The organism is Paenibacillus sp. FSL R5-0527, from assembly GCF_038008055.1.
In the GTDB taxonomy this organism is placed as follows: domain Bacteria; phylum Bacillota; class Bacilli; order Paenibacillales; family Paenibacillaceae; genus Fontibacillus; species Fontibacillus macerans.
Genome location: NZ_JBBOYI010000001.1, coordinates 3,704,889 through 3,725,806 on the forward strand (window position 1 = coordinate 3,704,889; position 20,918 = coordinate 3,725,806).

19 protein-coding genes and 2 pseudogenes are annotated in these 20,918 nt (G+C 53.2%); 14 read left to right on the forward strand and 7 right to left on the reverse strand.

Translation table 11 applies throughout. The features are described from left to right. Window positions 1–212 precede the first annotated feature (212 nt). The 4 genes from NYE69_RS16200 (at window position 213) to NYE69_RS16215 (ending at window position 4,948) form a co-directional block, all read left to right on the forward strand. Window positions 213–1,175, forward strand: a complete 963-nt coding sequence (locus NYE69_RS16200) for an ABC transporter permease (RefSeq protein WP_340927016.1) — start codon at window positions 213–215, stop codon at window positions 1,173–1,175. 25 nt (window positions 1,176–1,200) lie between these two features. Next, entirely contained in the window at window positions 1,201–2,100 is a 900-nt protein-coding gene (locus NYE69_RS16205; RefSeq protein WP_340927017.1) for a carbohydrate ABC transporter permease, read from the forward strand. Between the two features lie 51 nt (window positions 2,101–2,151). Next, entirely contained in the window at window positions 2,152–3,798 is a 1,647-nt protein-coding gene (locus tag NYE69_RS16210) for an ABC transporter substrate-binding protein (RefSeq protein ID WP_340927018.1), read from the forward strand. Window positions 3,799–3,916: 118 nt separating this feature from the next. Next, window positions 3,917–4,948, forward strand: a complete 1,032-nt coding sequence (locus NYE69_RS16215; protein WP_340927019.1) for a glycoside hydrolase family 88/105 protein — start codon at window positions 3,917–3,919, stop codon at window positions 4,946–4,948. Window positions 4,949–4,988: 40 nt separating this feature from the next. On the opposite strand, the gene NYE69_RS16220 is transcribed toward NYE69_RS16215, so the two are convergent. From NYE69_RS16220 to NYE69_RS16235, 4 genes and pseudogenes are all read right to left on the reverse strand, one after another. Beyond that, window positions 4,989–6,917, reverse strand: a complete 1,929-nt coding sequence (locus NYE69_RS16220; protein ID WP_340927020.1) for a sucrose-specific PTS transporter subunit IIBC — start codon at window positions 6,915–6,917, stop codon at window positions 4,989–4,991. Window positions 6,918–6,941: 24 nt separating this feature from the next. Next, on the reverse strand, window positions 6,942–8,417 hold the full coding sequence (locus tag NYE69_RS16225) for a glycoside hydrolase family 32 protein (RefSeq protein ID WP_340927022.1): 1,476 nt from the start codon (window positions 8,415–8,417) through the stop codon (window positions 6,942–6,944). Window positions 8,418–8,557: 140 nt separating this feature from the next. Continuing rightward, on the reverse strand, window positions 8,558–9,559 hold the full coding sequence (locus NYE69_RS16230; protein ID WP_328271113.1) for a LacI family DNA-binding transcriptional regulator: 1,002 nt from the start codon (window positions 9,557–9,559) through the stop codon (window positions 8,558–8,560). A 120-nt stretch (window positions 9,560–9,679) separates the two neighbouring features. Further along, window positions 9,680–10,159, reverse strand: a pseudogene (locus NYE69_RS16235) (NAD(P)H-dependent oxidoreductase); the annotation flags it as partial. 56 nt (window positions 10,160–10,215) lie between these two features. Between NYE69_RS16235 and NYE69_RS16240 the strand changes: the two are divergent. The 9 genes and pseudogenes from NYE69_RS16240 to NYE69_RS16280 form a co-directional block, all read left to right on the forward strand. Beyond that, a pseudogene (locus NYE69_RS16240) lies at window positions 10,216–10,380 on the forward strand (helix-turn-helix domain-containing protein); the annotation flags it as partial. A 65-nt stretch (window positions 10,381–10,445) separates the two neighbouring features. Beyond that, a complete protein-coding gene (locus NYE69_RS16245) occupies window positions 10,446–11,132 on the forward strand; it encodes a FadR/GntR family transcriptional regulator (protein ID WP_278740015.1) in 687 nt (228 codons plus the stop codon). A gap of 58 nt (window positions 11,133–11,190) precedes the next feature. Next, window positions 11,191–12,423: an MFS transporter gene (locus tag NYE69_RS16250; RefSeq protein WP_340927025.1), complete on the forward strand. Its 1,233-nt coding sequence runs from the start codon at window positions 11,191–11,193 to the stop codon at window positions 12,421–12,423. 12 nt (window positions 12,424–12,435) lie between these two features. Continuing rightward, window positions 12,436–13,218, forward strand: coding sequence for an ABC transporter ATP-binding protein (locus NYE69_RS16255; RefSeq protein WP_340927026.1), 783 nt, complete (start codon window positions 12,436–12,438; stop codon window positions 13,216–13,218). A gap of 175 nt (window positions 13,219–13,393) precedes the next feature. Further along, window positions 13,394–14,353: an AAA family ATPase gene (locus NYE69_RS16260; RefSeq protein WP_340927027.1), complete on the forward strand. Its 960-nt coding sequence runs from the start codon at window positions 13,394–13,396 to the stop codon at window positions 14,351–14,353. A gap of 26 nt (window positions 14,354–14,379) precedes the next feature. Next, window positions 14,380–15,021 carry an RNA ligase family protein gene (locus tag NYE69_RS16265; RefSeq protein ID WP_423804281.1) on the forward strand — a complete coding sequence of 214 codons (642 nt, stop codon included), beginning with the start codon at window positions 14,380–14,382 and terminating at the stop codon, window positions 15,019–15,021. A 352-nt stretch (window positions 15,022–15,373) separates the two neighbouring features. Then, complete coding sequence (locus tag NYE69_RS16270; protein WP_340927028.1) at window positions 15,374–16,438, forward strand: suppressor of fused domain protein; 1,065 nt, start codon at window positions 15,374–15,376, stop codon at window positions 16,436–16,438. Window positions 16,439–16,453: 15 nt separating this feature from the next. Beyond that, on the forward strand, window positions 16,454–16,912 hold the full coding sequence (locus NYE69_RS16275; RefSeq protein ID WP_340927029.1) for a hypothetical protein: 459 nt from the start codon (window positions 16,454–16,456) through the stop codon (window positions 16,910–16,912). 13 nt (window positions 16,913–16,925) lie between these two features. Next, window positions 16,926–18,212, forward strand: a complete 1,287-nt coding sequence (locus NYE69_RS16280; RefSeq protein ID WP_340927031.1) for a DUF1963 domain-containing protein — start codon at window positions 16,926–16,928, stop codon at window positions 18,210–18,212. Window positions 18,213–18,258: 46 nt separating this feature from the next. Here the strand turns inward: NYE69_RS16280 and NYE69_RS16285 are convergent, their stop codons facing one another. Further along, window positions 18,259–18,900, reverse strand: coding sequence for a flavodoxin family protein (locus NYE69_RS16285; protein ID WP_340927032.1), 642 nt, complete (start codon window positions 18,898–18,900; stop codon window positions 18,259–18,261). Window positions 18,901–19,018: 118 nt separating this feature from the next. Between NYE69_RS16285 and NYE69_RS16290 the strand changes: the two genes are divergently transcribed. Continuing rightward, the gene (locus tag NYE69_RS16290; RefSeq protein ID WP_340927033.1) at window positions 19,019–19,873 is read left to right on the forward strand and encodes a LysR family transcriptional regulator; all 855 of its coding nucleotides are present in this window, start codon (window positions 19,019–19,021) and stop codon (window positions 19,871–19,873) included. 54 nt (window positions 19,874–19,927) lie between these two features. Here NYE69_RS16290 and NYE69_RS16295 read toward each other — a convergent pair whose 3' ends face one another. Both NYE69_RS16295 and hfq read right to left on the reverse strand, forming a co-directional pair. Next, the gene (locus NYE69_RS16295) at window positions 19,928–20,533 is read right to left on the reverse strand and encodes a pentapeptide repeat-containing protein (protein ID WP_340927035.1); all 606 of its coding nucleotides are present in this window, start codon (window positions 20,531–20,533) and stop codon (window positions 19,928–19,930) included. A 28-nt stretch (window positions 20,534–20,561) separates the two neighbouring features. Continuing rightward, complete coding sequence (hfq, locus tag NYE69_RS16300; protein ID WP_340927037.1) at window positions 20,562–20,798, reverse strand: RNA chaperone Hfq; 237 nt, start codon at window positions 20,796–20,798, stop codon at window positions 20,562–20,564. Between the last annotated feature and the right edge of the window lie 120 nt (window positions 20,799–20,918).

The window sequence follows — 20,918 nt, forward strand, 5'->3', positions numbered from 1 at the left end:
GATTAAAAATTGATTATTTTTCGGAACGGACAAAGAAATGATGGGGCAACAATCAAAAATGATAAGAAAAATCAAAACTCATGATTTACCGATCCGAAGTTGGAAGGGTATGATGAGACACAAACTCGCCATTGCCGACGGCGGCTTGGGCCGCCTGCCGGTTTGAACGACAATGGCTTGAGGAAGACCATACCGTAAGGGGAGGTGAACCTGTGAAAGTTGAAAGCGCTTCAAATAATGAACCCGCTTTAGCGGACCGAAAAGCGGTCAGCCGGGGATTCGCTTTTTATCTCCGGCGGGACAGCCAGCTCTATTTGCTGCTGCTGATTCCCATGGCGTTTGTGCTGGTGTTCAAATACGCGCCGATGTCCGGGCTGGTGTTGGCCTTTAAGGATTACAAAATCGCCAGGGGGTTCTGGGGCAGCGAATGGGTGGGCTTTGAGGTGTTTGCCGAAATCTTCGCCAAACATGATTTTGGCCGCGCCGTCCGCAATACGCTGCTGCTCAACACGCTCGACCTGCTGTTCAGCTTCACGATGCCCATCGTGCTCGCGCTGCTGCTGAATGAGATCAAAAGCGTCAAGTTCAAGCGGATTAATCAGACGCTGCTGTATCTGCCGCATTTCTTGTCCTGGATTATTATCGGCGCGATCGCTTATCAATTGCTGAGCGAAAGCAACGGCGTGGTCAATAATGTCATCGAGATGATGGGCGGCACGCGGATCCCGTTTCTGCAGGAGGACACCAACTGGCTGATCAGTTATTTGGCGATCGGCGTCTGGCAAAGCATGGGTTGGGGAACGATCATTTACCTGGCCGCCATGAGCGGTATCAACCCGGAGCTGTACGAGGCGGCGACCGTGGATGGCGCGGGGCGCTGGCGGAAAGTCTGGAACGTCACCCTGCCCTCGATCCGCGCGACCATCGTTACACTCTTGATCATGAACCTGGGCAGGGTGATGGAGGGCTCGTTCGAGCGGATTTTTGCCTTGCAGAACAAAGCCACTACGGAGTTCACAACGACCATCCCGGTGTTGGTGTACAGGTGGGGGATCGAAAGCGGCAACTTCAGCCGCGCGACCGCGCTCGGGTTGTTCCAGTCCGTCATCGGGCTTGCGCTCGTGCTGCTAGCCGACCGTATCGCCAAAAAACTCGGCGAAGACGGTCTGCTGTAGACGCTCTATAGAAAGGAGGCGAAATATGAAAGCAGCCACAAACACGCTGGCGGCGCATCGCAAACGGCGGTTTGACATTTGGGATGTGCTGATCCGTTTCGCATTGATCATGGCCTCGCTGGTCTGCCTGCTGCCGTTCATTCACGTCGCGGCGAAATCTTTAAGCGACGATGCCTTTGTAATAGCGAACAAGGTGTTTCTCTGGCCGCAAGGGTTTACCCTGGAAGCGTACGGGAAAATTTTCGCCGACGCCAGCATTTTGCGATCCTTGTATGTTTCGGTGGTTGTAACCGTCCTGTTCACCGTCCTCGGCATGATTATTACGATCTGCGCGGCCTACCCGCTCTCCCGAAAGCAGCTGAAGGGACGCACGGCGCTGACTTTCCTCTTTATGTTTACCCTGTACTTTGGCGGCGGCATCATTCCCGAATACATGCTGATCAGCAATCTCGGCATGCTTGATACCTGGTGGGCGCTGATTCTGCCGCAAGCGTTCAGTGCGTTTAATCTGCTGATTATGAAGACGGCGATCGCCAACAGCATTCCAACCAGCCTTGAAGAATCGGCGAGAATCGATGGCGCGGGGCACTTCCGGATATTATGGAGCATCGTTCTGCCGCTTTCCAAGCCGATCATTGCAACGCTGTCGCTCTTTTACGCCGTTGGGCGGTGGAACGCCTATCAAGACGCGCTGTTCTACATTAAGCAACGGGTCGATTTACGGCCGCTCCAGCTTAAATTGTATTACCTGGTCATCCAGGCGAGCGAAAGCTTTCAGCTGGAGGCCACGCAAGTATCGCTGAGCAATCCCGAGGTGCTGAAGGCGTCGTGCGTCGTATTCGCGACCCTGCCGATCCTTTGCATTTATCCTTTTATCCAGAAATATTTTGTCCAGGGGGTAATGCTTGGGGCCGTCAAGGAATAACAGCGTTTGGCAATTGAAGGTTCAAACATATTTCATGGGGGGAAGTAAGCTATGGGCAAGAAGAAAATCATTTCTTTGTGTTTGGCTTTATTTATCACCTTGGGGTTGCTGACAGGCTGCATGAACGGCGGCAACAAAAGCGCGAATCCGAACGGCAATTCCTCCGAGCAACCTCCAACCGCGAACAACAGCGCCGAGGGCGATTATCCGGATTACTCGTCCGGTTTTCCCGAAAACGTAACTTTGGAAATTCCCGTTTATGAACGGGCGTTCGAGGGTTGGAACGTGACCGACAATTACTACACGCGCTGGATACAAAAAGAGTTCGGCGACAAGTATAACGTCACCCTTAAGTACGTGCCGATCACCCGCAGCAACGAGGTTACGGACTATGAGCAGCTGCTGGCCTCCCATAAAGCGCCGGAGATCATTTTCCACTACGATATGCCGCAGGCGCTGGCTTACTATGGCGAGGGCGTCATGCAGGAGCTGAACTGGGATGAAATTGCCCATTACGCCCCTACGTATTGGAAGAACATGGGCGACACCATTAAACAATATGGCGCCGTAGACGGCGAAAACGTGTTTTTCTTCGGCGAGCGTCCGAGCTTGGACAGCTTTACGGCGCTGATCCGGAAGGATTGGGTGGAGAAGGTCGGCATGAAATTGGAGGACCTGACTTCGCTTGAGAAATTTAACGAAATGCTCGCGAAGTGGAAGGAAGCGGGCCTCGGCGCCGGCGGCGAAAGCCTTAAGAAGAACAACTATACCTTTAATTACCCCTTCCGCGATTGGCCGGTCGACGAGAAATACCGCGCGCTTTACTCCGATCTCGGCGTTGCCGATCTGACCACCGCCGATACCGAGCGCTATTTGCGCAACCTGAACTATCAATACAACAACGGTTTGATTGACAAGGAGTTTTATCTGCGCGATGACGACAATAAAATCAAGGCCGAGTTCGTCGCGGGCAAGACCGGGACATACTTTTTCTACCTCTCAAGCAATACCGACGTCATCTCCGCCACGCTGAAGAACAACCCGGATGCGGAATTCGCCGTCCTGGATACTCAGGCCATAACGCCGGAGGGACGCAAGCCGCAGGGACGCGCCTACTGGCCATTCGGCATGATTATGGGGATCAACTATGAATCCACCGATATGGAACGAGCCGCGGTTTGGATGTACCTGGAATGGATGAGCCAGCCGGAAAATCTGTTTTTCCTGCAGAACGGCGTCGAAGGCCAGAATTATACGCTTGATGCCGACGGCATTGCCGTGAAAAACGCGGATTTTAAAGGCGAATCGGCCCTTTCCCAAAACAACAACAAAGACTACTGGTGCCTTGTCATCGAAACCGTGAAATACGACGATCCCGAAAAGATGCGCGAGGCCTACCTCCGCAGCATGTCGCCTCCGGGTTACGAAGCTTTGGCCGAACAATCATTGGCCTATTACGACAAGTATGCGGAATTCCGCACGCCGGACGCTCTCTATAGCGTCGTACTGGAGAAGGTGAACGAATACAAGGCCGATCTCAACTCGCTTTTCCAGGAGCTGTACGTGAAGATTGCCATCGCGCCAGAAGCCGAGTTCGACGCCACCTACGAGGCGGCCAAGAAAACGTATCTTGATGCCGGGTATCAGGAAATTTTGGACGAAAAGCAGGCGGCGATCGATGCGGGGAAATTTAAATAAAAGCCGATTCATCAGCATTTGACTGCAACCGTTTTCAGATTTGTACGTACGATTCATTAAAACTTATTTCGGAGCCTTGCAAGGTCCTGCAGGGCTCCGGCTATGGGGGATGGTAACGATGAAATTGAATGCAGACCCGTCCGAGCTGAAGCAAATCATCGGGCGCGTGGCGGATTACACCTTCGGCATGGATTTGACTTGGGACTGGCCGTGCGGCGTCGCTTATTACGGGATCAGCCGGGCGTTCGAAGCCACCGGGGAGCAGGCCTATCTGGAGCGGATGGCCGAGTGGTGCGACGAGTACATCGAGGCCGGACTTCCGGTGTGGACGGTAAACACATGCGCGATGGGCCACATGCTGCTAACGCTGTATGAGCAAACGGAGGACCGGAAATATCTCGACCTGATTATGAGCAAGGTGGACTACCTGCAGAATAAGGCGCTGCGCTTCGGGGATCGGGTGCTGCAGCATACGGTGTCGGCGAATAACGATTTCCCCGAACAGTGCTGGGCGGACACCTTGTTTATGGCGGCGTATTTTATGCTGCGCGTCGGCGTGAAGCTGGGGGAGAAGGCGCTTATCGATGATGCGCTGCACCAGTTTTATTGGCATATCAACTATCTGCAGGACGAGGACACCGGACTTTGGTACCACGGCTACAACAACATCAGCCAAGATCACATGTCCGGCATTTTCTGGGGGCGCGCCAACGCTTGGGCCGCTTATACGATGTCCCGGGTGGGAAAGGTGCTGCCGGAAGCTTATTTGTATCCGCCTTTTATGCATATCGGAAGCTCCTTGCGCGATCAGCTCGCCGCCATCAAAAAGCTGCAGCGTGAGGATGGCCTTTGGGGCACCGTGCTCGATCACCCGGAATCGTACGGCGAGGTATCGGCGACGGCGGGCATCGCGGCGGCGATGGTGATGCAAGGCAATCCGCTGCATGGCAAATATGTGCAGCGAGCGCTGGACGGGATTTTGGCCAATATCGCCGCCAACGGGCGGGTGCAGGGCGTTTCGGGCGGCACCGCGGTCATGAAGGACATTGAAGGCTATCTCGGCGTGGACAAGAAATGGGCCCAAGGCTGGGGCCAAGGGCTGGTGCTGGCGCTGCTTGCGGGCGTGATTGAAAATAACAAGGGGCGATAAGCAGTTATAACCGCTTGCCGCCCCGAAATACGAATAACATTTATTTTTTCAAATTTACCGTAATTACATGATCCTGAACCGCCGTAACGTTTCCTTCCCCGTAAGGAAGGACTTGTTCGACGGAATCCAGCCCGGAAGGGATGAGCACGGGGGTAACCACGGGAAGTCCCGCTTCTCTGATTACATCCATGTCAAACTCGATGAGAAGCTGCCCTTTGGTCACTTTGTCCCCCGTGTTCACATGGGCCGTAAACCCGTTTCCTTTTAATCCTACCGTATTGATGCCGATATGGATCAACAGTTGCACGCCGCTCTCATGTTCAAGAATAACCGCATGCTTGCTTTTATCCATCACATGGGCCACGGTTCCGTCAAAAGGTGCGAACGCTTTACCCTCCGTCGGCTCGATGGCGATGCCTTCCCCCATATGCTTTTCCGCAAATGCCGGGTCCGGGACCTGCGTAATGGATACGGCCTTGCCCGTGATGGGGGAGGGGATCTCCAGCTTATCAATAGCTGGGGCCGGCTTGGCGGCCGGCGCTTCCGCCGCGGCTTGAGAAGCTGCGGACCCGCCTTCTTTTTTGACCGCTTCGTTTTTGTAACCAAAGAGCCACGTTAATGCGAAGGCGACGGCCATTGCCGCTGCGTTGGACAAAATGTACATCGGAAGCTGACTGTTCAGGTACAGAAGCGTGCCCGGGATGACCGTAATCGACATGCCCGATCCGGCCAAATGGAAGAACGAGGCCAGGAAACCGCCGACCGCTCCGCCGATCAGCCCCATAATAAACGGCTTCATGTATCTTAAATTAACGCCGAAAATGGCGGGTTCGGTAATCCCCAGGAAAGCCGACAGCGAGGATGGCAGGGCGAGCGCCTTGAGCTTCATGTTTTTCGTCTTCAAGCCTACGGCCAGACACGCCGCTCCTTGGGCGGCCATCGCCGTGGTAATAATGGCGTTAAAAGGATTGCTGCCGCTCTGTTCGAGAAGCTGAATTTCCAGGAAATTGAAAATATGATGAACGCCCGAAACGACAATAATTTGGTGCAGGAAGCCTATCACGAGACCGGCGATGCCAAACGGCAGGTTAAGCACGCTCACCGTTCCATGAAGCACCCACTCCTCTAGGGAATGGAACACCGGACCGATCACGAACAATCCCAGCGAAATCATGATCAACAAGGTAATAAACGGCGTTAAAATCAAATCCAACGCTTCCGGAATGCGTCTGCGCAAAAACTTCTCCAGCTTTGCTCCAAGCAAGCCGACAAAAAACGCCGGCAATACGGAACCCTGATAACCTACAATCGGAATAAAGCCGAACATGACCAGCGGGTGGGCGGAACCGTCCGCCACGCTGTAGGCATTGGGAAGCGCCGGATTGACCAGCATGAGGCCAAGCACGATCCCCAGCACCGGGCTTCCGCCGAAAACTCTGAACGCGGACCAGGCCACAAGGGCCGGGAGGAAGGCAAAGGCCGTGTCCGTAAGTACTTGCGTAAATAACAGGAAGTTAGGCGATATATCCTCAGGAGCCGCCCCGAACCAGGCAAGGATCAACTCCTGGGTCAGCAAACCGCGCAGGCCCATGAACAGCCCGGTTGCCACCAGTACGGGAATGATCGGAACAAATACGTCGCCGAAGGTGCGGATCGCGCGCTGGAATAGATTGCCCTGTTTTTTTCCCTGGGCCTTCAGATTCTCTTTCGAGGTGCTCTCAATGCCAAGCTTTTCGACTTCTTCAAAGATTCGATTGACCGTTCCTGTCCCGAAAATAATTTGATATTGCCCGGAGTTGAAGAACGCGCCTTTGACTTTATCGATATTTTCGACTTGCTGTTGCTTGATTTTGTCCTTATCCAGCACCATGATCCGCAAACGTGTCGCGCAATGGGCGATAGAGGCGATGTTTTCCTTGCCGCCGACCGCCTGGATCACTTCTTTAGCAATTTGCTGATTTTCCGACATTGCTTTCGTCCCCTTTTCCAAAAATTATATATCCCATTTGAGGACACGGAATTCCGCGCTTCCACCGTAAGAAAACAAGCGTATTTCCGTACTTCCGGGATCCGGGAAGATGCGGCTTGTAAACACTTCCTCACCATCATTGACAAAAATTTCAACCGAGGACGCGTCCACGAAAAGATGAAATTTGAGCTTGCCCGCGGCCATGCGGCAGCGGCAGCGGCGGATATTTCCGTTGATCTCGTCCAGGGCCTTGCCCGATAAGGAGCGGTCGAGGATGATTTGGTTCGCGGCTCCGTCGTATTTCAGAACCGTCTTCTCCCGGCCGCCGGCGCGAAACTCGAGTCCAACCGCTTCGGCATCGCCAATTGCAACTTCACAGATCAGTTCGTAGGAGATGCCTTCGAAACCGTCGAGGCGTTTTGTCTCGTTGTTTAGGGCAACTTCGGCGCTGCGCATCGCTTTTCTCAGCTTGGCGAGCTCCGGAACCGGCTGTTGAATCAGCTTCCCGTCCCGCAGCGTGAGTTGGCGGGGAAGCGTCAAACAGCCCGACCAGCCGCTTTCGTCCGTCGGGTAATCCACGTCCGGCAGCCCCATCCAGCCGACCAGGAGGCGCCGCCCATCGGGAGCTTGCATCGTCTGCGCCGCGTAAAAATCAAACCCCCGGTCCAACTCCTCAAACGGTCCGTGATCGAATTCCAAGGTTAACGGATCCAGCGGTTTTCCGATCACATAACCCGTCTGGTAGATGTTGTTGAATCTGTCCCCAGCGGCTTCCAGGCCTTGGGGGCAAAACAGCAAAACTCCCGAATCATCCAATTCAAAATAGTCCGGGCATTCCCACATGTATCCGAAACGAGGCAGCCGGGTTTTGATCTCTCCTTTAAACTCCCAATGGAGCAGATCCCTGGACTGGTACAGGACCGCGGCTCCCGTACGGCCTTCTCTTTGGGCGCCGAAAACGCAGTAGTAACCGTCCCCCGATTTCCAAACCTTCGGATCCCTGAAATGGTCCGTATACCCCGGAGGAACCGAGGAGATCACCGGCTGCCCGAGCTTGGAGATTAAACCGCTTTCATTCATCCAGGCCAAACATTGGTAAGGATGCCTGTTCCACGCTTCATCCCGCGTATTTCCCGTATACAACAAATACAACCGGCCGTCCTTTTCAATGGCGCTGCCCGAATAGGCGCCGTGCGAATCGTAAGGGCCCCCGGGTTCAATGCCGATTCCCGCGCTGTCCCAGGCGGCCAGATCGGCGGACTTGGTATGGTACCAATATTTCATGCCATGATCGGTCCCGAGAGGGAACCATTGATAGAACAGGTGATATTCGCCTTGATAGTATGAAAAGCCGTTCGGATCGTTGAGCAACCCTGTCGGGGGTTGGATGTGGTAGCTTTGCCGCCAGACGCAGCGATTGACTTTATGCCGGAGTTCCGCCAATTCGCCGGGTTTCGCCTGAGCAATCAGCCGGTATTTTTCTTCTCTCGTCATCTTCATTGCTGTACTCCATTCTGACTTGGGATCAACCGCGCCCGAACCGGTTCCACCTCAATGAAAAAATATATCGGAACCGGTTCCAGTTGATGCCAAAATTTATCCGGTCCACCCTTTTCGGGATGGAACCGGTTCCTGTGTGACTATAATAACGGATTGGATGATAAATTGTCAACGCTCTCCCGCCCGATGAGCTCAACGTCCATCAAGGTCAGCTTGTCCACCGGTTTCTCGTTCACAAGCTGGATGATGTTGTCGGCCGCTTTTTTTCCCGCCTCATAATAGTGGTATTTCACCGTCGTCAGGGCAGGGTGGATGATTTCCGTGATATCGTATCCGCCAAAGCCGGTAACCGACAATTCTTCGGGAATCCGAATCCCCTTTAAATGGGCCGCTTTAATTACGCCAAGCGCGATATTGTCGGTGGCGCACACGATGATGGAAGGCCGCGTCTCTTCGAGCAGCCGGGAGGCCGTGACCACGGCGTCGGACATTTTAAAGCTCGTCTCCAGGTAGCTTGCCTCACAGTCCGGACAGGCGGCCAAAGCTTCTTTAATGCCTTCCTTTCTGCGTATGCCGACAGCCTCATCTTTTTCGGTAACTCCCAAATAGACGATCTTCCGGTGGCCCTTGCTTAAGACATGCCGCCCCATCAACCGTCCGGCCTGTTTGTCGTCGTGAATCAGGCTGTGAATTTGATCATTTTTCTGTCCTACCAGAATTACGGGGATGTCGATCTGCTTGATCGCCGTTAAATGGGCTTCCGTAACTTGAGCGGCCAACAGGATAATACCCGAGATTTTTTGCCGGGCAAAATCATAGATCGCTTCAATTTCCCGGTCCATGTCCTGACTCGTATTCGAAATCAGCATTTGGTAATGATTGCTCCGCAGTGCTTCATCGATCCCGATCAAGGTTTGCGAAGTAGCGAAGGAATCGAGGCGCGGAACCACGGTGCCGATAAAATTGGTTTTCTTTGCTTTCAGGCTTTGGGCAAAGGTGTTGGGGACATAATTTTGCTCTTTGATGATATGCTCAATTTTCCGCCGCGTCTTCTCGCTGACCGGTCCGCCGTTCAAATAACGGGAAACCGTGCTTTTGGCCACGCCCGCCATGCGGGCGATATCAGAAATCGTTTTTATCATAATATAACTCCTCTATCGAACAGCTCACCATGTAATCATGTAATATAATAGGCTTCTTCACCATTATACTCATTTCTGTTCCATGAGGCTAAGCTTGGATCAACGGCCCCTGTTATGAGTTCAAGCAAGCGATGCTCCAAGCTTCCTTGATTTCTCGAGCCACTTGGCGCGCATGGCTTCCGTCGAGGATGACACCGGGCTGAATTCCGTAATGCGCACCGTTTTGATGCCGCAGAAGCCTAAAATATTGCGCTTCATCACTTGATGCCCGGCCCGCCTGTATATCCACCGGTTGTACCAGGGCGGGGTGTCCATAGTGACGAGCAAATGCGCGGTTTTCCCCTTCAGCAGCTTATCCCAAAGCGGGGAATTGTCGCGGTATTTATAAGCGAAGCCGGGCAAAAACACGCGATCGAAAAATCCCTTAAGCACGGCCGGCATCGTTCCCCACCAGATCGGGTAAACGAAGACGAGATGATCCGCCCAGCGAATCAACTCCTGCGCTTTGACCAGATCCTCTTCCAGCTCCATTCTTTTCCGGTATCCGTATTTTAAATTTGGCTCAAATGACATGCGGCTTAAATCAAAGGTTGGTACCTCCTAACGATGGGATGCGATATGTGTGATATCATCTTGATTAAGAACTTATTTTCAGCATGGCCAAGGCCCATTTGCGCCAAAGCGAATATTCCATCAGCGAGATCGCCTATCTGCTTCACTATTCGGAACCAAGCGCGTTTCACAGCGCCTTTAAAAAATGGACGGGACAAACGCCGGGACAATTCCGGGCGGAAGCGGCCAAAGGATTGCATCGTCCATAAGTCTGGAATTTTTTGTTGTGCGATGTTTAGCCATGTGATAAACTTCATAAACAGGAGATGATCAGATGAATGATAAATTGTCGTTTAAGACAATTAGCCATCACAAGCTAGTGGATGATGTCGTCAATCAATTGCAGCTTAAAATTTCAACGGGGGATATCCGGCCCGGAGATAAAATTCCGACGGAGCCGGAGCTGATGGAGATGTTCGGGGTAGGGCGGTCCACGATCCGGGAAGCGATCCGCGTCCTGGTGCACGCCGGACTGCTGGAGAAGAAACAAGGGTTCGGGACTTATCTCAAGGCCAGTCCGGTTATCCAGGAGCCCCTTGTGCAGCGCCTGCATCGCGCGGAGCTTATGGAGGTGTACGAGGCAAGGAAGATGCTGGAGCTGGAGATTTCCCGATTGGCCGCTCTCCGCCGCGACGAAGAGGATCTGCGCAACATGCGCAAACATTTGGACGAGCGCGGCTTGGCGCTGCAGCAAAACGACCGGGAGCTCTACGCCAAATCCGATATCGAGTTTCACATGGCCGTGGCGATCGCCAGCAAAAACGGCGTGATTATCGATTTGTTCCGCACCTTTTCCGAGGTGCTGTCCGACGCCCTGCGCAAATTAAACAAGGAATACGGTTCGCATGATCCGCATTCTTATTATCACGAGCAGCTGTACGAGGCGATCAAGCAGCAGGACCCGGAGCTTGCCGTAAAGTGGACGCTCCTTAATCTGGAAGGCACGATTGCCGAGCTGTAAACTATTTTTTTTGCATTCAAACATCTGATGATGAGATGTTTTTGATCGGAGGAGAACAATGAAATCTTTAACATGGCAAGCCACCACCGTATACTCCATATTATTTTCGGTCAGCCTGGTTCATCTGCTGAACGACTCGATTCAATCCGTTATTCCCGCGATATTCCCGGTTCTGCAACAATCGCTGCAGTTAAGTTATACGCAAATCGGTTGGATCGCCTTTACTTTGAACATCACGGCTTCCATGTTTCAACCGCTGATCGGGTTATACACGGATGCGAAACCGAAACCTTTTTTGCTGCCCGCCGGCGTCGTGTTTTCTTTGCTCGGCATGGTTGTTTTGGCTTTCGCCTCCGATTTTTGGCAGGTCATTTTGTCGGTTGTTCTCATTGGAGTCGGTTCTTCGGTGCTTCATCCGGAAGCTTCCCGGGTCGCTCATCTGGCGGCCGGACCCCGCAAAGGGCTGGCCCAATCCATCTTTCAAACCGGGGGGAACGTCGGGCAGGCTTTGGCTCCGGTGTTTACGGCCTTGATTTTCGTCCCGCTCGGGCAGTTTGGCATCATATGGTTTACGTTGGCCGCGCTGGCCGCGATTATCGTGCAAATTTACGTTGCTCGTTGGTATCGGGGGTATATTCAGGGGCAAGCCGTAAAGAAAAAAGAGACGCTTCCAAAGGAAAACCGGCTGCCCGCAGCGAAAGTGGCTTATGCCATCGGAATTCTGATTATGCTGCTGTTTTCAAAATTCGTATACATGGCCAGCATGACCGGTTTTTATGCGTTTTACCTCATTGAAAAACACGGACTAACCACGGGGCAAGCGCAAGTTATGCTGTTTGTGCTGCTGGTCGCCGGAGCGCTGGGGACCTTTGCCGGAGGGCCGCTGGCGGACCGGTTCGGCCGGCGCAACATGATCTGGTTCTCGATTTTGGGCACGGCGCCTTTTTCGATGCTGCTTCCTTTCGCCAATCCGTTCTGGTCCGCGGTGTTATGCTTTTTTATCGGATTTATTTTACTTTCGGGCTTTTCCGTGATTATCGTTTACGCGCAGGAACTGCTGCCGGGGAAAGTGGGCACCGTTTCGGGGCTGTTTTTCGGCCTCGCTTTTGGCCTCGGCGGCTTGGGATCGGTTGTGCTCGGCGCTTTGGCCGACCATACGAGCATTACGTTCGTCATTCAAATTTGCGCCTACCTGCCGCTGATCGGTCTGCTCGCCGCGTTTCTTCCGACGGATGCCGCGTTACGGTTGAAGCCGGCAGCGATCGAAGCCGCGATTACCCCAAATGCATAGGAGGAACTGGTTATGACTACTCGGATTGAGATCAATGACGTTCTTTGGAGACGCGAGCAAAAAATCATTTTAAAAGACATCAACTGGACGGTCCGCAAAGGGGAGCATTGGGCGATCCTGGGATTGAACGGTTCGGGAAAAACGACGCTGCTGAATATGATCACCGGCTATCTTTGGCCGACGCAGGGAGAGATTTCCGTGCTGGGCCATCGCTACGGGACGGTCGATTTGCGGGAGCTGCGCAAACGGATCGGCTGGGTAAGCTCGTCGTTCCAGGAACGGATTCACCCGGGCGAAAAAGCGCAGTATCTGGTGATCAGCGGGCTGCACGCATCGATCGGGTTATTCGATAAGCCGGCGGAAGAGCATATTCAAAAAGCCGTGCATCTGATGGAAACGCTCGGCTGCGGACACCTCGTCAACCGCGGGTACCAAACCTGTTCGCAAGGCGAAAAACAAAAGCTCCTGATCGCCAGAGCGCTGATGGCTTCGCCGGAGCTGCTGATTTTGGACGAAGCCTGCAACGGACTGGACATTTTGTCCAGGGAATCGCTGCTGCAAGCGATCGCCAAACTGGCGAACCAGGAGGATGCGCCCACGCTTCTGTATGTGACGCATCATGTGGAGGAAATACTGCCTGAATTTACGCACACCTTGCTGCTTCGCAAGGGCAGCGTATTTGCCGCGGGAAGAACCCCGGAGGTGATTAACGGCGAGCGGTTGTCGGCTTTATTCGAAACCCACGTGCAGGTCGACTGGAGAAATCAGCGGGCCTGGCTGTCGCTAGTGCAGTAGGGCATTCCGGGCACAAAACGGTTTCGCTCCCTAACGGCGGGATTCCTATCGGCGGATTCATGCGTTTATAGCATTTATCCGCCTTTTTGTTATGGGAAAATAGGCGTATTTTGCACATATTCCGCAACTTTTTGCCGATATACATCATATTACTTGGTGAAAGGAGGTGATGACGATGAGTACCGTATACATGCTGGCCGGGATTCCGGGCAGCGGCAAAAGCCATTACGCCAAGGAGTGCTGCAAGCGGCACCGCGCCGTACTGGTGGCGACGGATTCCATCCGGGAGAGATTGTTCGGCAGCGAAGCCAGGCAAAAAAACACGTACCTGGTGTTTCAGCAGGCCCATGCGGAGATCGAACAGGCGTTGGCGGCGGGAAGAAATGTCGTGTTCGACGCGACCAATGTCGGCCGGGACCGGCGGGTGCAATTTCTGCAGAAATTCAAGGATGTCCCCGTAGAATGCCATATCTGCGCCACTCCTTACGAGATCGCCAGGGAAAGGATTCGGGCGAGAAAACGCAAGATCGAAGACAAGGTGCTGGAGAAGTATGCCAAAAACTTTGAATTTCCCGTCCTGGGCGAAGGCTTCGAACGTTTGCATCTCGTCCACACGCCAGCCGACGTAAAGCTGGACAGGGCCGGACTGGAGCGGCTGCTGGCGAGCAAGCCGCATCATGATGAGCTGTTCGGGTATCTGCGCGCTTCTCCTTATTTCGCGGCCATGCTGGGGTATGACCAGGAGAACCCGTACCATTCCAAAACGCTGTCCGAACACACTTACGCCGTGCTGGAATATATCAACGTCTTTTACGAAGGGGAACACCTGCTGCAGATGCAGCTTGCGGCGCTGTTCCATGATGCGGGCAAACCGTTCTGCAAGGTGTGGAAGCCGGCCCGGGGCTATTATTCGTATTACGGCCACGAGCATGTATCGGCGGGGATCGCCTGCCATGTGCTGAAGGAGCTGGGATATGACGATGATTTTATTCTGCGCGTCGTAAACATGGTCAGCTTCCATATGGAAATTTTGCACGGCGGGGATGCCGGAGCGTCCAGGATTTATCATTTGCTGGGCGGGCATCTGCTGGCGGAGCTGTATTTCTTCGCGGAAGCGGACACGTACGGCAAATAAAAGAGAAAGGGGGGATTTCCTTGAGAATGAAATATCCGAAAACGCTGCATCTGCCCTGGTCGAGAAGCTATACGGACGACGATAAAATATTGCGGAGCACCGCGCATTTTGCCGGCCGGGAAGTGGTTATCACCGAGAAAATGGACGGGGAAAATACGACGATGTATGCGGATTTTCTGCACGCCCGATCGCTGGACAGCAAAGACCATCCCTCCCGGCATTACGTCAAAACGCTGCATGGGGGAATCCGTTATCTGATCCCGGACGGTTACCGGCTGTGCGGGGAAAACGTGTACGCCAAACATTCGCTGGCGTATTCATCCTTGCCCGGTTACTTCATGCTCTTTTCGGTGTGGAACGAGCGCAATATTTGCCTGTCCTGGGATGAAACCGAAGCTTGGGCGGCCAAGCTGGGCATTCCTCATGTTCCTGTCCTGTACCGCGGACCCTGGAGCGAGGAGGCGGCCAAAGCGTGCTACACGAAGCGGTCGCGCTGCGGCGGCGAGCAGGAAGGATATGTCGTGCGTCTGACTTCGGCATTCGCCTACGAGGACTTCAAACGTTCCGCCGCCAAGTTCGTGCGCCAAAACCATGTGCAAACCGATGAGCACTGGCTGAGCAAGCCGGTTGAGCCGAACGGATTGGCCTCGGGCGGTCAAGCGGGCTGAAGGGGCGAACAATAGCAACCGAGGGATAGAAAGAAGCATAGGCCGAAATAGTGAGGAGGGTTTATCATGTAATCCTAAAACAGGTTTTTCACAAAATTGCGTCATTGGAACTATTTACCGCGAATTTTAAATGGGGATCACGGACTTATATGCGATAGGTCCAAGGAATCCTTTCTCCTTCCCGGCGACCTCGTTAATTGATCATACATAGCGCATAGCCTTATACTAATACATCAGCAGGCTATGGAAATCCCTTCCTTTATATGATCCGTCTATGGAATATAGGGGACCCCATCCTTTGATTTTTATACATATTAATAGTGGGAATCAACTTTATTTTTGGAGGAAAAAAATGAGCGAAGAAGAAGTGGTTACGACCGGCTGGGACGCTATAGAAGCGCAAATGCAGCAGATTTACGGGGATCAGGAGCCGCAGCATTACGGCACGCTGATTAAATATGTGCTGGGAGGTCCGGACCCGCTGGACGGGATCAGCGCCTATAAGGCGGAAAAGCCGGTTCCGCATTGGCATTTTGTCACTTTCGGTTTCTCCGAGCTGTACGGGAAGGAGTCGGAAGATGCCGAATACAGCGGGTACGGTTTCGAGCTGACCTTCCGCTTGACGCGCGGGGAGGATGAGGAGGAACCGCCGGCCTGGGCGCTGAATCTGCTGCAAAATATGGGGCGGTACGTGTTCAGAAGCGGAAATGTGTTCCGCGCGGGCGATTATTTGGATGCCAACGGTCCGATCTGTGCCGGCGACGATACGAAGCTGACCGCGCTGGCTTTTACTTGGGACCCGGAGCTCCCGGAGATCGATACGCCGAACGGAAAGGTCGAGTTTCTGCAAATGATCGGCATCACGGGCGATGAGCTGGAGGCGATGCAGGCGTGGAATACGCGGGGGATGCTGAAGGCGTGCGAGGGGCATCTGCCCGGTCTCGTCACGGATTTATCGCGCGATTCCGTGCTGGAGGTTCCGGCGATTGCCGAAGCAGTGCAAAACGGAATGGAGCGGGACGGCTCGAGCACCGGCTTTTTGTTTGTCGATCAGCTCGCTTGGGAACCGGGGAAAAACCGCTTGTTCGGCAAAACGCCGGCTGCACTTACGCTTGGAGCGAAACAGGCCGGGGTTGTCGGGAAGCTGATCCGGGGCCGGATCCTTAAGGGCAAGGATCTTACTCTGGTGGGCCAGGGGATCCAGGTCGTCCTGAAACCGGGGGATCAGGCCGGATTCGAAGCCGGGGAAGATGAGGTTGTGCTGCGGCTGGACGAGGCGTCCGTCGCCGAACTCGCCGGGCAAATGCAGCCGGAGGCAGCGACGGTTAAGCTTTCTTCCTTAAAAGGAATGGTTATTCAAGTCGTAAAAACGCATATCAAAGATCAGGAAGGTAATGTGGTAACAACGATTGGATAGGGGAGAGAAAACAGGATGAAAAAAATCTCTCATGATGAGCTTGCTCAAGGTACGTTGCAGGTTCACGGATATTTAAGCTCGGGTGTGTATTCATGGCTTGGAAGGCTGATTATTACGGGAGAAACGCCGGACTCGGCATTGTATCTGGCACAGGTGAAGGAGGGGGAGCTTGATACGGTTCACTTGAATAGTCCGGACCTGCTTTCCGCCAGGCCGGTCAGACTCATGGAGGTACACGGCAGCTTCGATAACGACCAGCCGCTCCCGATCTTTGAAGCGGATTTAAAAGTTGACAGACCTGCCTATATTAGCGGGATTTTGGACAAAAATAATCAGCCGGCCTTGTTGATGCAGACGGAGGAGGAAACTTCTTTCGATGCCCGGGACAGGGCCGGCGCTAAATTCGCCCGCCATTTCGGGATCGATAACACGAAGCTGGTCAAAGCCGATACCCGTTACCCGGCATCGCTGTAGAGGTGAAACGATCATGACGGAACGAATTCCGTGCAAAACGGAAGGCTGCAGGGCGACGATCTTGCCGGCCACGGCCGCCAAAACGGGCGGATTTTGCATGCCCTGCCATCAGTGGCAGGCACGGCAGAAAGAGCAAGCCTATATTGAGCAGCACCGCAGAACGGTGAATTTATACGAGGGGCTCACGGACCGCGTGGACATTCTCAAACTGATGCATGCGCCGAGGCGGTATGACCCGCTGATTCAATATGTGCCGTATCCGTTGAGCAAGGAGGAACTTTACGTATCCTTAACAGGCGAAGAGGCGAATCGCATGTTGGAGTACGCCGTTGAACTGCTGGGCGCAGACGATCAGGACACGGGTATGGATATTTTGTCGTCCCTGGTGTGTTACCGGAATGAAAATATTGCCGGCTGTCTGCCTATACTGTTGGAACTCGGGGTTTACGATCCCGCGATGGTATTCAAGGATGCGCTGCCTGAACTCCGGGATCTGCTGCTTGAACAGGTGGAAGGGGATGACGGAAACCGGAATCAGATTTTGCTGGGCTTGGCCTGGATTGGCGACCCCATAGTCGTCGGCCGATTCTACGAATGGCGGCTGAACCCGCCGCAATGGACGGAACGTCTGTACGTCGCGCCAGAAATATACGCCCTTTATGCAGGTTGGGAGCTAACCGCGGACGGGGAACGGCGCGATCTGGTCCATAGCTTGAACTATGCGATTAAATTAACGGATGCGCCGAAGGAACCTGCTGCGGCCGCATCCGCTGCCCGTTTTCTGACAACAAGCGAAACCGGCTGCCCGTGGTGCGGCGGGAAGCTGACGACGCTGATGGATGCGGACGCCTCCCATCCGGCCCTCTCGTATCTCGGCTTGCCGCAGGAACGCTTGCAAGTCGAAACCTGCGAACGCTGCGGCTGCTTCGGGATCATTTACATGGAGTTAGATGGCCAGGGTGCGCCGGTCTGGAGCCGTTTTAATGAGGAACCAGACTATCTACCGTTTTTTGATCCCGAGGACAGCGTCGTGGTGCCCGGGTTGAAACCGGTCCTTTCCTCCGAGCCGCGCTCCCCGTACCATGCTTCGCTTTGGACGCTGGCCCAGAAGGATTCCCAAATCGGCGGACACCCGAGCTGGGTTCAGGACGCCGAGTACCCGGATTGCCCTTGCTGCGACAAGCGGATGAGATTTATCGGTCAGGTGGACTGGGCGGATTTCAATTTAGGGGAGGGTATTTTCTATATGTTCATATGTCCTGAGGATATGCTGACGGCCACGGTGTATCAGCAGAGCTGAGCTATGGCCCCTCCGGCGGGAGCGGGAAGCCGTTCCTGCCGCCGGCTCACTCCCAAATCTTACTTCCCCTGACGGTATCCAGTCTGTAATCCGAATACGTTCGGACGAACAGATCGCGCCCTAACTTTTCGGCGGCCGATAGGGGAGATTCCGGGTCCCGTACCACCTCGCCACTGCTGTTTCCAATGCCGCGAACCACCCCGACAAAGGCGGAATGCGTGTACCGTGAGAATTCCTGAATTTGGTGAACGATTCCCAGCGAGGCCCCGGGATAGGTCTCTTCCGAAGCCAGCGCAAGCCCGATACGCTTGCGGGACATCCGCGCAATCACATCCTGGGATGCCGGATAGGAAGCTGAGTAATAACAAAACATGCGGTCCAAAAACGCTTTCGTTTGCGCCGATACCCCGTACCAGTAAACTGGAGTGCAAAACACAATCCCCTCCGCAGGAAGATATTCATCGAACAATAACTCACGATAACGATCCCGATTCGAACATTCCCCATCCGGCAACCGGCAGCTTCTGCAGTCGCGGAGAAAACCCGAGACGTAGTCGTCGATAAATCTGACATGTACCTGAGCTCCAGCCGCTTCCGCACCGCGCTGTACCGCTTGGGCCAAAGCGGCGCTGTTGCCTTCCCTTCGAGGGCTGCCGATTAAGACTAGCAGCTTTTTTGTTTTTGACATGATCCTGGGAAACCTCCCTTATATTATTTCGAATTTAGTATAAGAAGATCAAGTAATCATGTAAAATGAAGAGAAATGATATAAACATCAAAAATGGTGATGGGATGGAGGGGGCAGCGTGGAGTTATCGGATTTAAAGCTTTTTATCTGCACGGCGGAGGAAGCCAGTATAACCAGAGCCGCGGCAGTGCTAGGGTATGTACAGTCGAATCTGACCGCCAGAATACGAAAACTGGAAGCCGAACTGGGCACCGCATTATTTCATCGGTTGGCAAGGGGAGTGATGCTGACGGAAAAAGGACAGGCTTTTTTGGAGTATGCGAAAACGATTGTAAATCTGTCCGATGAGGCCGTCAGAGTGGTCCAGGACACTGATTTTCCGAGTGGATCATTGACGATCGGAGTTGCGGAAACGGTAACTTGCGGCAACTTCATTTCCGTTCTGTCGGAATTTCAAACCCAGTATCCCGACGTTACGGTATCCATCAAAACGGGAGTGCCGGACGAACTTATGCGGTTATTAAAGAATCACAAGCTGGACGGCGCTTTTATTATCGGGGATTACGACGTTTCTCATTTTGAACAGGAATACGAGCTTGAGCTTGAACTCATAATGCTTGGCGGGCAAGCCCTTGGACAAGAGCCGCCTCTAGACAAGATGAGATGGGCGGTGTCTCCTTCGGGATGCCCTTTCCGCTCCGTCCTGGAAAAATGGTTGGCGGCATCTGGCCTCGAACTGACGAACGTCATCGAAATCAGTTCCCTTGAAACGCTTCTCAGTTGCGTACGTTCCGGACTTGCTTATACCATACTTCCTTCCTATGTTAAAAAAGGCGAATATGCCTCTTTGCATACTTGCCCCATTCCCGAAGCGTATAGAAAATCGAGCGCATCGTTTATCCGGAATAAAAACGTATATACCACGAAAGCTTTTCAAGCATTTTCCGAAGTCATTCGGCATAGAGGGCTATGAAAATCTTGTACCCCCAGCGGCCTTGCCGCCCGGGGGAATTTTAGCTGCCCCAGTTTAACCTATCTTGGCTCCGTAGCAATGCGAAAACAAAACGGACTGCTCCCTGTCCATTTTTAACCCGGTAACATCAAAGGTCTTGAAATCCACGCCTTCCATTTTGGCTCCCCGGATATCGGCACCCTGCAGTTTTGCTTTGGCAAGCACAGCCATCGTCAGATCGCAATCTCTTAAATCGGTTTTCTCCAGGTTGGCTCCGGACAAGTCCGCTTCGTAAAATTTAACCCCGCGCAAGTCCTGTTTTACCAGACGGGCATGCCGTAAATTTGTATAGGACCAATCACCTTGCAGAATCGTAATCCCATCCATATGGCAGCCGGAAAAATCCGAACCGGTCATTTTGCAAGTGTCGAATTTGGCAACAAACAGATCGGCGCCGTGAAAGTTGCAATTTACAAAAGCGGATTCTTTATGAATCGAACCGTTTAAAGACGCCCCGCGAAAATCGCACTCCACGAAACGGCAGTTGCCCGACACAATCTCGTCCAGTGATCCGTTAGAAAATGAGCAGCGGTGAAATGTGCAGCCGCTGAGTTCGCCGTATTTTAAATCTTGTGTGCCAAAGTTTACTCCTTCATAAGTTTGATTGCTGTACTGAAACATTAAACGCCTCCTGTGTTTCGTTAGAGAGTTAACTGGTAGTTTTATTTGTAGGTTCGGCAATGATCGTGGATAATGCGTGTTTGTAAATCATGCTCTGTTTACCGGAGAGCGAGCGAAACAAGATGACATATTTATCGAATAATTCAACCGTTCCCTTGAGGGGGACGCCATTTTTGGTGATGACCGTGCATTCCCGCCGATCTTTCCACAGGAAGTATAATTGTTGATCCTGAGCGAACTCCTTGTCCCGGCGATTTTCAAGCATCTCTGATCCCTCTCCTTTCTTAAAAATAGACTTCTTCCGCGGAATCTCACTTTAAATATAGCACACGGCTGTCAAGCCCCCGTACGGCCTTTATGAAAAGTCAAGGGCAATATTTTTCGG